Raw genomic sequence first — 16,100 nt, forward strand, 5'->3', positions numbered from 1 at the left:
AGAATGTATTTGCATTAATTATGGATTAAGTAAATTGACTTTTTTTGTGCAAAAATAAAACGGGTTTTAGTGAATACTTCCAGCCATCCGAACCTGATGTTACATATATACCCAGTGAGTTAAGAGTAGCTGCCAATGGCGCGTAAAAAGAAAGAAGAGGCTCAACAAACCCGACAGCAGTTGATTGAAGCGGCTATCGGGCAGTTTGCGACGCGGGGCGTAGCCAGCACGACGTTGACCGATATCGCAGATGCCGCAAAGGTTACTCGCGGTGCTGTCTACTGGCACTTTAACAGTAAAGCAGAAATATTTAATGCCATTTGGGAACAGCAATTACCGCTGCGTGACATCATTCGCGACAGGCTCTCTTTCTCCGAAAGTGATGATCCATTGTTAATGCTTCGTGAGCAATTTATTACTGCGCTGCAATATATCGCGCACGAACCTCGTCAATGTGCGCTGTTACAAATCTTGTATCATAAGTGTGAATTTACTAGCGATATGATTTCAGAAAATGAAATTCGGAAACGCATTTGGTTCAATTATGATTTTTTGCGCGTCACTCTGGAAAATTGTATTTCTCAGAACATTATTTCGTCGCAGGTAAACGTTGAACTGACCATGATCGTATTCCACGGTTTCTTTAGCGGCATCATTAAAAACTGGTTAATGAATACCGACAGTTTTAATCTTTATCAGCAGGCGCCAGCCCTGGTCGACAGTATTCTGGCGACACTCCCTGTCTTGCGAGTGTCGCCTCGTGATGACTACAGCTCAGCGCCAGGCAACATTTCACCCCGTGCGCAAAGCGCCTCGATGGTCTGCGCGCTGGTGGGTTTACCTAACAGATAACCCTGTAAGGTATGACAGCCCAGCTCCGTCAAAAAGGCCTGCTGCGCTTCGGTTTCCACACCTTCAGCCACGACTTTCAGGTTGAGCGTTTTCGCGAGGGCTACAATCGCAGAGACAATGGTGGCATCCTCGCTTTCCCCGCTTAACTCTTTCACAAACGCTCTGTCTATCTTCAGTTCACAGGCCGGTAAACGCTTGAGATACAGCAGGCTCGAATATCCGGTCCCAAAATCATCAATCGAAGCTTTCACACCTGCATCCGTCAGCTCTGTCAGCACCCGAACGCTCTCATCGGGGTTGCTCATTGCCGTGGTTTCCGTGACTTCCAGGATCAACATCTCCGGCGGGAGGTGATGACGCTCCAGGCAGTCGAGCACTGTTTTAACCAGCGAGGGCTGTTCAAACTGCAACGTCGACAGGTTTACCGCCATTGACCAGTTCCGATGCCCCTGAAGATGCCATTCTCTTAATTGGCGACAGGCTTCATTGATCGCCCAGTTACCAATAGGAATGATAAGCCCGGTTTTTTCCGCCAGCGGCAGGAAAACATCCGGCGTCAGTAAACCCTGCTTCGGATGCTGCCAGCGCAGCAGCGCCTCAAACCCGAGGAGGGGGCCAGCGGGCGCGTGAAATTTTGGCTGATAAAGCAGGCGCAGTTCATTGCGATCGATGGCCATCCACAGATCGTTCATTAACTGAAGATGGGTCTGCGCCAGCGTGTTCATAGAGGGCTGGAAAAAGTGATACCCGTTTCGGCCCATATGCTTGGTGTGGTACATCGCCGCGTCGGCGTTAAACATCAGCTCACGTTCGGTTTTGCCGTCGTGAGGGTACAGGGCGATACCAATGCTAAGCGTTACCACCAGTTCGTAGGGTTCGAGAGTGAACGGGCTATCGATCGCCCGCACCAGCGAATTTGCCAGCGAGGCTGCATCGTCCGGACCTTCTCCCTCAGCAAGCAGAACAAACTCATCACCGCCAATACGTGCAAGGGTAAACTGGCCCTTCAGGAGATGCAGCAGACGCTGCGTAACGGCGACCAGCAGCCTGTCACCGACATCATGGCCGTAGGCGTCATTGATGGCTTTAAAACCGTCGAGATCCATGAACATCAGGGCGAAATGGGTACCTTCACGGTCTGCTTTGCTGATGGCCTGATCGAGCCGGTCCTCCATCAGGATACGGTTGGGCAGACGCGTCAGCGTATCGTGCAGCGCCAGTTGCGCAAGTTCCCGGTTCGCTTCTGCCAGCGACGAGGCCAGAAGGGCGGTACGTGCCTGCAGGCGAGCATCCAGCATCGACACCAGCAGGGTGATCCCAAGAATAGAGAGCGCGACGACGCTGACCAGCACGGCCAGCCAGCTGCCGTTAATACCCTCATGGTGAACCATTGTGGACATTGGAAACTGCGCGGCTTTCATCCCGGCGTAGTGCATACCGGCGATGGCAATTCCCATCGTGATGGCGGCTCCCAGGCGCATCAGCACCACCTGCGCGGCTTCGTGGCGCAGGCGGAAGGTCAGCCACAATGCTGCAAGCGAAGCGGCAAGCGCAATCATGACCGAAATGGCTACCCACAACGTGTCCCAGATGATCCCTGGCATCACCTCCAGTGCCGCCATACCGGTGTAATGCATGGCAACAATCCCGATTCCCATCACCAGAGCGCCGGGGAGCAGGCGGCGCAAGTGCAGCTGTTCACAGCTGACTAGCCATAGCGCAAACAGTGATGACCCTACGGCAATGACCATGGATAACATCGTCAGGCCCGCGTTGTAACTCATGCTCATGGAGAGATCCATCGCCAGCATGCCGATAAAGTGCATGGCCCATACGCCAATGCCCATTGCAACACTGCCTCCCGCCAGCCAGATGCGCGCTGCGACGCCCTGACTCCCGGCGACACGTGCAGCCATATTCAGCGCGGTGTAAGCCGCAAGGATGGCAACAACGAAGGAGAGGACTACAAGGATAGGGTTGTATTGGCTAACCAGCATGGTCGGTTCTACTCGAGTGTGACGTTACGCGGGAGAGGTTGAGAAGGGCGAGACATTATCACCGTCAGGTAACGGCTCAAAGGAATTTAAATCCCCGTTTTTAGTGGGTAATACGGGGGGAGAGGGAGGGGCGTCAGGTCGTTAATCGAGTTCTGAACAGTTCACTAATTTCAGCGGATTCACGGAGTTCATATTGCGGCACTTGTCGGTTTCGGTGCTCATCAGTTCAATCCACTGCATCAGGAGGGCATCGAAAAGGAAAACCGAGATTGCAAAGACAACCAGCCACCAGTATTTACGAATCATTATGTCATTCCGCGTGAAGAGAGCCACTGAAGTGGTGGAAATATACACGAAAAGAAACGGTTTAAAAGCGGGATAAGCGAAGGTTTACAAAGCGTTGACGGTGACAGAACAAGGCAATAAAAAAGGCGCATCCCCATGCCAGGTAGCGCCTTTTTAAACAAGCATTTAACTGATTAGTATCAGTTCATGCCGTATTTTTTCAGTTTCTTACGCAGAGTACCACGGTTGATACCCATCATCAGCGCAGCGCGGGTCTGGTTACCGCGGGTGTATTGCATCACCATGTCCAACAGTGGCTGTTCAACTTCAGCCAGTACCAGCTCATACAGGTCATTAACATCCTGACCATTCAGTTGAGCAAAATAGTTCTTCAGTGCCTGTTTAACCGAGTCACGCAGGGGCTTTTGAGTTACCTGATCCTGAGAGTTAACGGTAGAAACGGTCAGTACGTCAGAATTTACGCGTTGTTCGAACATAGTTCTGTCAGCTCTTTATTTCATTACGCAAGATTTTCGAAGTATGCCTCCAACGCCTCCAGCTGTTCGCTGGCATCCTCAATGGCGTTGAATGTGCGCCGAAACTGGTCATCTGGAGCGTGCTCCTGGAGATACCAGGAGACGTGTTTACGCGCAATTCGGTACCCTTTTGCCTGACCGTAGTGGTCATGCAGTTCCCGAACATGCGAACAAAGCAAGCGCTTTACCTCTGCCAGAGGCAGCGGGGCAAGCAGCTCCCCAGTGTCCAGATAGTGCTGGATTTCCCGGAAGATCCAGGGTCTTCCCTGAGCTGCACGTCCTATCATCAGAGCATCAGCTCCCGTATAGTCGAGTACAGCCCTGGCTTTAAGCGGGTCAGTTATGTCGCCATTCGCGATAATCGGAATGGAAACCTTCTGCTTAACTGCCCGAATGCTGTCGTATTCAGCTTCACCATTGAACAAACAGGCGCGAGTGCGTCCATGGATGGTCAGGGCCTGAATACCACAATCTTCGGCCAGTTGGGCAATCTCTACACAGTTACGGTGTTCCGGCGACCAACCCGTGCGAATCTTCAACGTAACAGGAACGTCCACTGCGCTGACAACCGCCGTCAGGATAGCTTTCACCTGGTCGGGGTATTGCAGAAGGGCTGAACCTGCAAGCTTGCGATTCACCTTTTTGGCCGGGCAACCCATATTGATATCAATAATCTGGGCACCACTTTCCACGTTAATACGCGCGGCATCTGCCATCTCTTCAGGCACGCTTCCGGCAATTTGCACGGTGCGAATCCCTGGTTCATCAATGTGCACCATCCGAAGGCGGGATTTATCGCTTTCCCAAACCTGCGGGTTAGACGACATCATCTCGGATACGGTTAAACCGGCTCCCATCTCATAGCACAGCGTCCTGAACGGCCGGTCGGTAATACCTGCCATAGGGGCTGCGATCAGGCGATTTCTAAGCTGGTGGTGTCCGATGCGCATGAGTTAAGAAATGACCATACTGTGACTGCAAGGCGGCGTATATTACGCATTTTTTGCACGAGATGAAAGGCCAAACTTTGAACAATCCACTGTTATAGATCAAGGAATCGCCGCTCAATCTTTACGTTGAAAATTATTCATTATTTAAATCATTAGGTTATGCGTGAATGGTTGTTTTATGGGCGCTTACAATTTCCCGTAACTTCTCATCAATTCTGAAGAAATGCGACATATGAGCGGGATAATCTGCTGTTTTTAGCAGCAGGCTATCCCGCTTGTTTGCGATCTACGTCGCATTTTAGAACATGATCTCAGGGCAAAAAATGCAGGTTATTCGACCACAAGACGACCATGCAGGGACTGTACCGGACGGTTATTATCGTGATGCATTGTGTGGGTGAATTTCTCAAGCTGTTCAGCGGAGACCGTCAGAGGATGTTTAAGCACGATCCAGGTGACGCCTTCTGAACAGGGTGGCGTGGTGAGCGAACCGCTAAAACGCCAGTACGTTTTATCTTCCGGCAGCAGCTTATTCATGTTGAGATCCTGTTTGATGGAGACGTTCAGCTCAGCCTGCTGAGGCATCACGTTCCACAGTTTATCAAGCTCCGGATTCTCGGCCCCTTTGTCGAACATGACCGCAACCACTGCCAGTTCTCCCTTCTCATTTTTATGCACCAGATGCATTTCCATCGCGTAATGCTTGCCATGCACGGTATTTTCGCTCGGCGCGTGGAAATGGAACTGTTGTAGCGTCCAGGATTGCTTATCCAGAGTGATGCTGTCGCGGGTGTCGGCCTGCTCGCTTGCCTGAATGGTATGGCCATTGTTTGTTAGCGTTACAGGGCCGTCAACGTAGTGCGTTTGCAGCGGAGTGAGATGGGCGTTAGCGGTCGAATCAATATTTATGGGAGACTGGTTCATTCCGCTGTTACAGGTTTTGTACGCTTCATCCAGTTCGCCCCAGTGCTCCGGTGAACTTTCACCTTTGTAGCTCCAGTGTGATGCGCATGCTGAAGCCGAGATCATGCTCAGCGCTAACAGCGCTGCCTTGCTATAAACGTGTTTCATAATATTCTTCCTGTGAATTTTTATTATCCAAATCAAAATATATCAATATGATTTGTATGGGTATTTTACCGGAGGCAGGCAAAGGGAGGGAGGAATATTCGAGGAGAAAAGGCGTGGTCAGAGGACCACGCCAAATACTTAATTTTTACGACCGGTAATACGGCACCACTCTTCCTTCTCCACTACAGGGTCGAGAGCGAAAAGATCGGCGTAGGCTTCGCAAACGCTGTCCGCCTGGCTTGCCAGGATGCCAGAAAGTCCCAGCAGACCGCCCTCAACGGGCAGCACGCTGATTAATGGCGCCAGTTCACGCAGCGGGCCCGCGAGAATGTTAGCGACCACCACATCGGCTTTCATGGCTTCTGGCTGCGCATCAGGCAGATATAGCTCCAGGCGATCGGAGACGCCGTTACGCTCGGCATTATCGCGGCTGGCCTGAATGGCCTGCGGATCGATATCGATCCCGATGGCTTTCGCCGCGCCCAGCTTCAGGGCGGCAATCGCGAGGATCCCGGAACCACAGCCGAAGTCGATCACCGTCTTACCTTCCAGATCCAGACCATCCAGCCACTGCAGGCACAGAGACGTGGTTGGGTGGGTACCGGTGCCAAACGCCAGGCCTGGGTCAAGCATCACATTGACGGCATTTTCATCGGGAACCTCGCGCCAGCTTGGGCAGATCCACAGACGTTTGCCGAACTGCATCGGGTGGAAGTTGTCCATCCACTCCCGTTCCCAGTCTTTGTCTTCCAGCTGTTCGATTTTATGCACAAAACCCGCACCCAGAAGGGGATGGTTTTCCAGAATCGCCACCACCTCTTTCATGTCGGTTTCGGCATCGAACAGGCCAATCACGTCGGTATCGCCCCACAGGCGCGTTTCGCCTGGCAGCGGTTCAAAGACCGGCGTGTCATGCGTGTCCTGGAAGGTAATGGAGACGGAGCCTGCCTCCATCAGCGCATCGCTCAGCTCTTCGGCGTTCGCGCCGGTTGTGTTCAGTTTTAGTTGGATCCACGGCATGGCAAAACTCTTTATTTATCAGGAGAAATCATAGCGGGTTGTGGGACGGGCTGACCGAAACGGTTCCCCACCACAAACGCCAGTAAACTTAGCAGTAACGAAGGCACAATTGGATGGAAGCCCAGGTACTGAATCTTAAATGTCGCAAGGATGGCATACAGCACACCGCCAACAATCATTGCGCTCAGCGCACCTGCAGCGTTCGCGCGTTCCCAGTAAAGACCCAATACCAGCGGCCACAGGAAAACGGCTTCCAGACCGCCAAACGCAAGCAGGTTCAGCCAGATGATCATCTCCGGCGGACGCCATGCGGCTAACATCAGCAAAGCTCCTAACACCAGCGTAATGACGGCAGACATCCGCTTCAGGCGACGTTCATTTTCAACCTGCTCAGGGCGCAGGTTCAGATAGAGATCTTTAATGATCGTAGCGGAACTTTGCAGTAACTGGGCGTTGATGGTCGACATAATGGCGGCCATCGGTGCGGCGAGGAAGATCCCGGCGGCAAAGGGGGGCAGCACTTTAACCATCAGGGTCGGGATCACCAGATCCGGCACGGTAAGATCGGGGATCACCGCGCGCCCTAATGCCCCCGCCAGATGCATACCAAACATCAGGATCGCGACCACAATTGTCCCGATAATGATGCCCTTGTGAACGGCTTTACTGTCTTTATAGGAGATACAGCGCACGGCGGTATGCGGCAGACCAATCACTCCGAAGCAGACTAACACCCAGAACGAGGTCATAAAGGTCGGCGAAAGGATATCATCTGCACCCTGTGGTGATACCAGTTTGGGGTCAATCGCTTCCAGGGTTTCCACCGCGTGAGTGAGTCCACCCGCGGCATGGACAATGCCCACCAGCAGAACAATCGTGCCGATGAGCATAACCATTCCCTGCAGCGTATCGTTCAGCACGCTGGCGCGGAATCCGCCAAACGCAGTATACAGCGCGATGCTTACCCCGAAGATGATGAGGCCCGTCTCGTAAGGGATGCCGGCCGCCGTTTCCAGCAGGCGTGCTCCGCCGATAAACTGTACGGTCATCGCTCCGATAAAGGCCACCAGCAGGCTCAGGCTCGCCAGCCACACCAGCAAGCGGCTCTGATAGCGGGCAAACAGCATATCGTTGAGCGTCACGGCATTATAACGGCGCGCCAGAATGGCAAATTTTTTGCCCAGAATGCCCAGCGAAAGCCAGACGGCAGGCAGCTGGATCATCGCCAGCAGCACCCAGCCTAACCCGTACTTGTAGGCCGCACCGGGGCCGCCAATAAACGAGCTGGCGCTAATATAGGTCGCAGTCAGCGTCATCGCCAGTACAACGCCGCCCATCGAACGGCTGCCGAGGAAATACTCATTCAGGAAAGCGCCGGTCGCTCTTTTACGCATGGCATAAATGGATAAACCAAACACGACCAGCAGGTATGCGACAAGCGGCAGAATGACTTCAAGCTGCATCATCGTCCTCCAGCGGAATATCCCGGTAGATGAATTTCACCATCGCCCAGCACAGCAGAATAAACACCAGTGGTACCAGCAGGCAGGCCATTTCAAACCAGTGTGGGAGGCCGGTAATGCCGATAGCTGAATCAGGTATGTAAGCGGTTACTAACCATGCGGCAAGATAGAGAAGGGTCAGCCACAGCGCCCAGCGCGCTTCTTTATGGGCCTGAACAAAACGTTTGTCCATTTTTAGTCCCTTGTGGATGCAGAAAGCGGGGATTGTACATGATGGGGCTTTGCGATCCCCAGAAATAAAAAAAGGCCGGATAATCCGGCCTTTTAGCAACACAGCTCTCTTACTTCTCGTTCAGGCCGAGTTTTTTCTCCAGGTAGTGGATGTTGGTTCCACCATTCTGGAAGTGCTCGTCGCTCATGATACGCATCTGCAGATCAACGTTGGTTTTGATACCGTCGATGATCAATTCCTGCAGGGCGTTCTTCATGCGGGCAATCGCCACGTCACGGTTTTCGCCGTAGCAGATGAGCTTGCCGATCATTGAGTCATAGTACGGCGGTACGGTGTAACCGGCGTAGATATGAGATTCCCAGCGCACGCCAAAGCCACCCGGCGCGTGGAAACGCGTGATTTTACCCGGGCTTGGCAGGAAGGTGTTCGGGTCTTCGGCGTTGATACGGCACTCTACCGCATGGCCTTTGACCACAACTTCTTCCTGCTTGATGGACAGCGGCTGGCCTGCAGCGATACGCAGCTGCTCTTTGATCAGGTCAACGCCGGTGATCATTTCGGTAACCGGGTGCTCAACCTGAATACGGGTGTTCATTTCAATGAAGTAGAACTCGCCGTTTTCGAACAGGAACTCAAAGGTACCCGCCCCGCGATAGCCGATATCGACACACGCTTTGGCGCAACGCTCGCCGATGTAGCGACGCAGTTCCGGGGTAATGCCCGGCGCTGGCGCTTCTTCGACCACTTTCTGGTGACGACGCTGCATGGAGCAGTCACGTTCTGCCAGATAGATCGCGTTACCCTGACCGTCGGCCAGCACCTGAATTTCGATGTGGCGTGGGTTTTCCAGGTATTTTTCCATGTACACCATGTCATTGCTGAAAGCTGCTTTCGCTTCCGCTTTGGTCATGGAGATGGACTGCGCCAGTTCAGCATCGCTGCGCACAACGCGCATACCGCGACCGCCGCCGCCGCCGGACGCCTTGATGATAACCGGGTAGCCAATGCGTTTAGCATGAGCACGGTTAGCATCCATGTCGTCGGTCAGAGGGCCGTCAGAGCCTGGTACGGTTGGAACACCGGCTTTTTTCATCGCGGTGATTGCAGACACCTTGTCGCCCATCAGGCGGATGGTGTCGGCTTTCGGGCCAATGAAGATAAAGCCAGAGCGTTCAACCTGCTCAGCAAAGTTGGCGTTCTCAGAGAGGAAGCCGTAACCCGGATGAATTGCCACCGCGCCGGTGATTTCAGCGGCGCTGATGATAGCCGGGATGTTCAGATAGCTTTTTACGGACGGAGCCGGGCCAATACAGACCGTCTCATCCGCCAGCAATACGTGTTTTAAATCGCGATCCGCGCTTGAGTGCACAGCGACGGTCTTGATGCCCAGTTCTTTACAGGCACGAAGAATACGCAGTGCGATCTCGCCGCGGTTGGCGATAACAATTTTATCCAGCATGTACGCCTCGTTACTCGATGACGACCAGCGGCTCGTCAAATTCAACCGGCTGACCACTTTCGACCAGAATCGCTTTCACAGTACCTGATTTGTCTGCTTCGATCTGGTTCATCATTTTCATCGCTTCAACGATGCACAGGGTATCGCCTACGTTGACTTTCTGACCCACTTCGATGAACGCCTTCGCGTCCGGGCTCGGGGTGCGGTAGAAAGTACCAACCATTGGGGAACGTACGATGTGACCACTGATTTCTGCTGCAGCGGCAGGTGCGGCTTCAGCTGCTGCTGGCGCAACGGCTGCGGAAAGCGCAGGCTGCTGCACTGGCGCAGCGTAAGCTTGCTGCATTACCGGGAAGCTAGCGGCTGGGGCTGCACGGCTGATGCGTACAGACTCTTCGCCTTCAGAAATTTCCAGTTCGGAGATGCCTGATTCTTCAACCAGCTCGATCAGTTTTTTAATCTTACGAATATCCATGAGTGGGTTCCGTACTCTTGTTTAGTGTGATTGTGACAAGCGTTTTACCGCTGTCTGTAAAGCGTATGAATAACCGTCTGCGCCCAGTCCGCAGATAACGCCAGCAGCGATATCCGACAGATACGAATGGTGGCGGAACGGCTCTCGGGCGTGCACGTTACTCAGGTGGATCTCGATAAACGGGATACTCACCGCGAGCAGTGCGTCGCGGATAGCAACACTGGTGTGCGTAAACGCGGCCGGATTGATCAGGATATAGTCCACATTGTCTTTAGCCTGATGAATACGGTCGATGATTGCGTACTCCGCGTTTGACTGAAAATGATCCAAATCCACATTCAGTGACGCTGCTTCCGTGCTCAGACGGTTAACAATTTCGCTCAATGTCAGCGTGCCGTACTTCTCTGGCTCACGGGTGCCGAGCATGTTCAGGTTCGGTCCGTTTAAAACTAAGATATGGAACTTATCAGTCATTATGCCGCTATCTCCTGCGATTCTCGGGTAAAAAACAAAATATACCGTCGAAGCGCAAATGTCACCTTTTCAGAGGCCCAAAACCGCTGTCAGGCGAACCAAGGTCGCACATTATAACGATTTCGTAGCATTTGGCAGCTAAATACTGGTCTTATCAGGGAAGATTATCAACCGCAATCCAAAAAAGATTTGCGGTTGAGAGGTAATCTGCGGGAAAACGCACAGTTTCGCGAACTATCGCAACCACTGGCGGAACTTCTTGTAACGCCATGCTAAAAGCGCTACGGCCGCCAGCGCGTAAAGGACCGGCTGCGGAGAGAGGATCTTCACCGACCACAGATAATGAATGGGGGCGAGGATCGCGACAAGATAGACGAAGTTGTGCAGCAGCTGCCAGCGACGGCCCAGCTTTCGCTGCGCATATTGCGTGGAGGTCAGCGCTAACGCCAGTAAAATCACCCAGCTCACAATACCCAGCGTCAGATAAGGTCTAGTCACCAGTTCGCGGCCAAGCAGTGTCAGATTGTTAATTCCCAGTTCCAGCAGGGCATAGCTGGTGAGGTGCAGGGTCGCCCAGGCAAAACACCATAGCCCTAAAAGCCGACGGGTGCGTATCAATAGTGGCTGTTTAGCGTAGCGCGCCAGCGGCGAGACGAGCAAGGTGGCCAGCAAAAATTTCAGAGCCATCCGACCCGTAAAATGCTGGATATCTTTTGCCGGATCGGCGCTAAAGAGGCCCTGGCTGGCGGCCCAGAACAGCCATATAAAAGGAAGTAACCCGGCCAGGTGCAGAAGCACTTTCAGCCAGGCGATCTGCTTTGCCGTTAATCGCACTCAGAAGTTCTCCCGTAAATTGAGGCCACGGTACAGCGAGGCCACTTCATCCGCATAGCCGTTAAACAGCAGCGTGGGCTGGCGCTTTACGTCCAGCGCACCGCCGGAGCCGATAAAGCGTTCTGTCGCCTGCGACCAGCGGGGATGATCCACATGTGGGTTCACGTTGGCGAAGAAGCCGTATTCACCCGGTGCCGCCAGGTTCCATGTCGTTGGCGGACGTTCGCGGGTCAGCTTAATGCTGACGATCGATTTAATCCCTTTGAAGCCGTATTTCCACGGCACGGTTAAACGGATGGGAGCGCCGTTTTGCGGCGGAAGCGCCTTGCCGTAAACGCCGACGGTCAGGAGGGTAAGGGGATGCATGGCTTCGTCGAGGCGTAATCCTTCTACATACGGATACTCCAGCCCGCCGCCAATGAACCGGTCTTTCTGGCCCGGCATCTCGTCCGGGGCGAAGCGCGTCTGGAAGGCGACGTATTTTGCGTTGCTGGTGGGCTCAACCATCGCCAGCAGCTTATGCAGGGGGAAGCCTACCCAGGGCACCACCATCGACCAGGCCTCTACGCAGCGCATGCGATAGATACGCTCTTCGAGAGGGAAGCGTGTGGTCAGATCGTGGTGATCCAGCGTCAGGGGTTTTGCCACTTCGCCGTCGATTTTCAGCGTCCACGGATCGGTTTTCATGCTGCCGGCATTGGCGGCAGGATCGGCTTTATCCAGACCAAATTCGTAGAAGTTGTTGTAGCCGGTGACTTTATCTTCCGGCGTAAGCGCGAGTTTGTTCTGCCATTGCTCGGGTTTGGTGAAGGTAAGCGGGGCGCCGGAAGGAGCCTTCGGGCGATCGTTGCCTTTAAACCAGTCGAGCAGGTCGGCGTGTGCCGCTGGAGAGAGCGTCAGGGCGGTGGCGCTGATGCCAAGCATTTTCAGAATCTGGCGGCGCTGTAGCATAAAGACAGACTCAGACGTTACGTCGGCTTCCGTCAGTTTTCGATTTTTCATGGCATCCTCCATCATGCGTTTTCCTAAGCATGACGGAGGAGAAGGATTCGCGCGAATATGTCACGAAAATTTGAAGATTAGGCGATTTTCACCAGCGCGCGACCATGGAACTGGTTATCCATAATCTTACTGGCATATTCAGGTGCCTGGCTGAGCGTAATTTCGGTGGCGCTCTGCGTATAGAAAGATTCCGGCAAATCGCGCACCAGACGCTCCCATGCCTCAGTACGGCGAGCCGCAGGCGTCATCACGGAATCCACGCCCTGCAGGCGGACATTACGCAGAATAAATGGCATCACGGTCGTTGGCAGGGCAAATCCGCCCGCCAGGCCGCAGGCTGCCACGCAGCCGCCGTAGTTCATTTGCGCCAGGACTTTTGCCAGCACCTTATCACCGACGGTATCGACCGCGCCTGCCCAGACCTGTTTTTCCAGCGGGCGGGTCTCGGCAAACTCATCGCGGCCAAGAATGCGGATGGCACCGAGCTGACGCAGATAATCATGCGTGCTTTCACGGCCGGACACCGCCGCAACCTGATAACCCAGCTTGTGCAGCAGCGTGACCGCCGTGCTGCCCACGCCACCGCTGGCCCCGGTCACAACAATTTCACCTGACTCGGGGCGAACACCCGCCTCTTCCAGCGCCATCACGCACAGCATGGCAGTAAAGCCTGCGGTACCGACGATCATCGCTTTGCGGCCATCCATGCCTTTCGGCATGGGCACCAGCCAGTCACCCTTCACGCGCGCCTGCGTTGCCAGGCCGCCCCAGTGATTTTCGCCCACGCCCCAGCCGGTGAGCAGCACCTGCTGGCCCGCATGGAAACGGGGATCTTCGCTGCTATGAACCCGGCCAGCAAAATCAATACCCGGCACCATAGGGAAATTTCGGATGATTTTACCCTTACCGGTGATCGCCAGCGCATCTTTATAATTTAAACTGGACCAGTCGATGTCGATGGTAACTTCGCCTTCCGGCAGGCGAGTCTCTTCTACGGCCTGTACTGAGGCAAGCGTTTTGCCGTCCTGCTGTTCTAAGATTAAAGCCTGCATACGGGGTCCTCACGGCTCAGATGATTGGAAAATAGTTCCTGAAGACTATACTCGCTCAGGGTAAAGCAATGCCGATTTAACGCAATAAATTGCCAGATACGCCAGGTTTGGTAGTATGCCGCATTTGAAATGCAAGTTAGCGCTTACTCGCTACCCCATCAACCCACGGAGTAATCTCAAGGATGCGATTAACGACGAAGTTCTCGGCTTTTATCACCCTGCTGACGGGGCTTACTATCTTTGTCACGCTTCTTGGTTGCTCTTTGAGCTTTTATAACGCCATTCAGGACAAACTGGTCAACCGGGTGCAGTCCGTTGCGTCGGTCATTGATACGCGTCTGTTGACCACTCCACTTCCTGAGCTTTCCCGGGAGCTGGATGAGTTGATGGTGCCGGTTGATATTATCCAGATCGACATTCAGCAGGGAAAGCATCCGGTTTTAAGCCATGAACGGCAGGACAGCTATCGACCTGCGGGTGTGGTGAGCCAGTATCGGGAAGTGACGGTGCACTCCCTCAAAAATCCGGGTATGACCATACGCATGGTCTACCTCGATCCGATGGCCAGCTATTTCCGTTCTATGATGACCACCGCGCCGCTCACTGTCGCCGTCGCTTTCATTATTTTGCTGGTTTTCCTCGCGGTCCGCTGGCTGCGCCGCCAGCTCTCTGGTCAGGAACTGCTGGAGATCCGCTCCGTACGTATCCTGAACGGTGAACGCGGCCCGCAGGTTCGCGGCTCGGTCCATGAATGGCCGTCACGCGCCAGCAGCGCGCTGGATACGCTGCTCTCAGAAATCCAGTTTGCCAGCGACCAGCGCAGCCGTATGGATACGCTGATCCGCTCTTATGCCGCGCAGGATAATAAAACCGGCCTTAACAACCGCCTTTTCTTTGACAACCAACTCGCCACGCTGCTCGACGACCCGGAGAAAGTGGGCACGCACGGGGTGGTGATGATGATTCGCCTGCCTGATTTCGATCTGCTGCGCGACACATGGGGGCAGCGGGCGGCGGAAGAAAATCTCTTTACGCTGATCAACCTGCTCTCCACCTTTATTCTGCGCTACCCGGGGGCGCTGCTGGCCCGCTACCACCGCAGCGATTTTGCCGTATTGCTGCCGCACCGCACGCTGAAGGAATCAGAAAGTATTGCCAGCCAGCTGCTGAAGGCGGTTGATGCGCTGCCGCAGAGCAAAATGCTCGACAGGGACGATATGGTCCACATGGGGATCTGCGCCTGGCGTGGCGGGCAGTCGACAGAACAGGTGATGGAGCATGCGGAAGCGGCCACCCGCAACGCCGTGCTACAGGGGGCGAACGGATGGGCTGTCTATGATGATTCGCTGCCAGAAAAAGGCCGCGGAAACGTGCGCTGGCGTACGTTGATTGAGCAAATGCTGAGTCGTGGTGGGCCACGTATATATCAAAAACCGGCGGTCATGAAAAACGGCTATGTCCATCACCGGGAATTGATGTGCCGTATTTTCGACGGGACGGAAGAGGTTATTTCTGCGGAATATCTGCCAATGGTGCTGCAATTTGGGCTCTCCGAAGAGTATGACCGCCAGCAAATTACACGCTTGATTCCGTTTTTATCATTCTGGCCTGAAGAGAATCTGGCGTTACAGGTTACCGTTGAGTCATTAATACGCCCGCGTTTTCAGCGCTGGCTGCGTGATACATTAATGCAATGCGAAAAATCGCAACGCAAACACATTATTTTTGAACTTGCTGAGGCGGATGTAGGTCAACACATCAGCCGGTTGCGTCCAGTGGTCCGTTTGATCAACGCGCTCGGTGCGCGTGTCGCGGTAACGCAGGCTGGTTTAACGCTGGTTAGTACCAACTGGATCAAGGAGCTGGATGTGGAGCTATTAAAGCTACATCCGGGGCTGGTAAGAAATATTGAAAAGCGCACGGAAAACCAGCTGCTGGTTCAGAGTTTGGTTGAAGCGTGCAAAGGAACACGAACACAGGTATTTGCCGCAGGCGTGCGCTCCAGAGGCGAATGGCAGATGTTAACAGAGCGCGGGGTGACGGGCGGTCAGGGCGATTTTTTTGCCGCCTCTCAGCCGCTTGACACCAACGTGAAAAAATATTTGCAAAGATACTCTGTTTGACCTGCCGTTTACGTTGTTTTCACGTAGAATATCGCGCCTGTAGCTTTGAGTATGTCGAGCAAAAAGCCAGTGAACGACCTTTAACGGGTTACAAATGCCAGTGAGGAACACGACTGTTTACTCAGCCCTGAGGGAGTCAGGGGATGAATTTGTAACATCAGGAAACGTACTGCACAAATTTTCACCGTTGCAGATGATTTTTGCGCCTTGTCGCTGCTGCGTGTGGTTGGTAAAGTAAGCGGATTTTGTTTTCCGCCCCAGCTTTCAGGATTATC

The 16,100-nt window shown here is 53.7% G+C and carries 16 protein-coding genes; 2 read left to right on the forward strand and 14 right to left on the reverse strand.

What is annotated here, in order from left to right; translation table 11 throughout:
- The first annotated feature begins 135 nt into the window (after positions 1–135).
- Positions 136–852 (forward strand): acrEF/envCD operon transcriptional regulator, encoded by a 717-nt coding sequence (gene envR / locus URZ40_RS13660; RefSeq protein WP_320720688.1) that lies wholly within the window; start codon positions 136–138, stop codon positions 850–852.
- Here envR and URZ40_RS13665 read toward each other — a convergent pair.
- The 14 genes from URZ40_RS13665 to URZ40_RS13730 form a co-directional block, all read right to left on the reverse strand.
- Entirely contained in the window at positions 768–2,849 is a 2,082-nt protein-coding gene (locus URZ40_RS13665) for a bifunctional diguanylate cyclase/phosphodiesterase (protein WP_320720689.1), read from the reverse strand. The genes envR and URZ40_RS13665 overlap by 85 nt on opposite strands.
- A gap of 141 nt (positions 2,850–2,990) precedes the next feature.
- The gene (locus URZ40_RS13670; RefSeq protein ID WP_014885446.1) at positions 2,991–3,155 is read right to left on the reverse strand and encodes a DUF2556 family protein; all 165 of its coding nucleotides are present in this window, start codon (positions 3,153–3,155) and stop codon (positions 2,991–2,993) included.
- 179 nt (positions 3,156–3,334) lie between these two features.
- The gene (fis, locus tag URZ40_RS13675) at positions 3,335–3,631 is read right to left on the reverse strand and encodes a DNA-binding transcriptional regulator Fis (protein WP_000462905.1); all 297 of its coding nucleotides are present in this window, start codon (positions 3,629–3,631) and stop codon (positions 3,335–3,337) included.
- Between the two features lie 23 nt (positions 3,632–3,654).
- Positions 3,655–4,620, reverse strand: coding sequence for a tRNA dihydrouridine synthase DusB (dusB, locus tag URZ40_RS13680; RefSeq protein WP_008502861.1), 966 nt, complete (start codon positions 4,618–4,620; stop codon positions 3,655–3,657).
- 330 nt (positions 4,621–4,950) lie between these two features.
- Positions 4,951–5,691 carry a carbonic anhydrase family protein gene (locus tag URZ40_RS13685; RefSeq protein ID WP_316379833.1) on the reverse strand — a complete coding sequence of 247 codons (741 nt, stop codon included), beginning with the start codon at positions 5,689–5,691 and terminating at the stop codon, positions 4,951–4,953.
- A gap of 138 nt (positions 5,692–5,829) precedes the next feature.
- Complete coding sequence (gene prmA / locus URZ40_RS13690; RefSeq protein WP_233002698.1) at positions 5,830–6,711, reverse strand: 50S ribosomal protein L11 methyltransferase; 882 nt, start codon at positions 6,709–6,711, stop codon at positions 5,830–5,832.
- An 11-nt stretch (positions 6,712–6,722) separates the two neighbouring features.
- Positions 6,723–8,174, reverse strand: a complete 1,452-nt coding sequence (gene panF / locus URZ40_RS13695; protein ID WP_192983905.1) for a sodium/pantothenate symporter — start codon at positions 8,172–8,174, stop codon at positions 6,723–6,725.
- Entirely contained in the window at positions 8,164–8,406 is a 243-nt protein-coding gene (locus tag URZ40_RS13700; RefSeq protein ID WP_116343544.1) for a YhdT family protein, read from the reverse strand. Before URZ40_RS13700 ends, panF begins: the two co-directional genes overlap by 11 nt.
- A gap of 109 nt (positions 8,407–8,515) precedes the next feature.
- A complete protein-coding gene (accC, locus tag URZ40_RS13705) occupies positions 8,516–9,865 on the reverse strand; it encodes an acetyl-CoA carboxylase biotin carboxylase subunit (RefSeq protein ID WP_003860388.1) in 1,350 nt (449 codons plus the stop codon).
- A gap of 10 nt (positions 9,866–9,875) precedes the next feature.
- Positions 9,876–10,340: an acetyl-CoA carboxylase biotin carboxyl carrier protein gene (gene accB, locus URZ40_RS13710; protein WP_008502856.1), complete on the reverse strand. Its 465-nt coding sequence runs from the start codon at positions 10,338–10,340 to the stop codon at positions 9,876–9,878.
- 21 nt (positions 10,341–10,361) lie between these two features.
- Entirely contained in the window at positions 10,362–10,814 is a 453-nt protein-coding gene (gene aroQ, locus URZ40_RS13715; protein WP_163329768.1) for a type II 3-dehydroquinate dehydratase, read from the reverse strand.
- 234 nt (positions 10,815–11,048) lie between these two features.
- The gene (gene msrQ / locus URZ40_RS13720; protein WP_233002699.1) at positions 11,049–11,648 is read right to left on the reverse strand and encodes a protein-methionine-sulfoxide reductase heme-binding subunit MsrQ; all 600 of its coding nucleotides are present in this window, start codon (positions 11,646–11,648) and stop codon (positions 11,049–11,051) included.
- Positions 11,649–12,650, reverse strand: coding sequence for a protein-methionine-sulfoxide reductase catalytic subunit MsrP (msrP, locus tag URZ40_RS13725; protein ID WP_320720690.1), 1,002 nt, complete (start codon positions 12,648–12,650; stop codon positions 11,649–11,651).
- 77 nt (positions 12,651–12,727) lie between these two features.
- Positions 12,728–13,702 carry an MDR family oxidoreductase gene (locus tag URZ40_RS13730; RefSeq protein WP_320720691.1) on the reverse strand — a complete coding sequence of 325 codons (975 nt, stop codon included), beginning with the start codon at positions 13,700–13,702 and terminating at the stop codon, positions 12,728–12,730.
- A gap of 182 nt (positions 13,703–13,884) precedes the next feature.
- Here URZ40_RS13730 and csrD point away from each other — a divergent pair, with 182 nt between their 5' ends.
- Entirely contained in the window at positions 13,885–15,825 is a 1,941-nt protein-coding gene (gene csrD, locus URZ40_RS13735; RefSeq protein ID WP_320720692.1) for an RNase E specificity factor CsrD, read from the forward strand.
- Positions 15,826–16,100 lie beyond the last annotated feature (275 nt).

Source organism: Enterobacter sp. 296B2, from assembly GCF_034106185.1.
GTDB classification, from domain to species: domain Bacteria; phylum Pseudomonadota; class Gammaproteobacteria; order Enterobacterales; family Enterobacteriaceae; genus Enterobacter; species Enterobacter cloacae_N.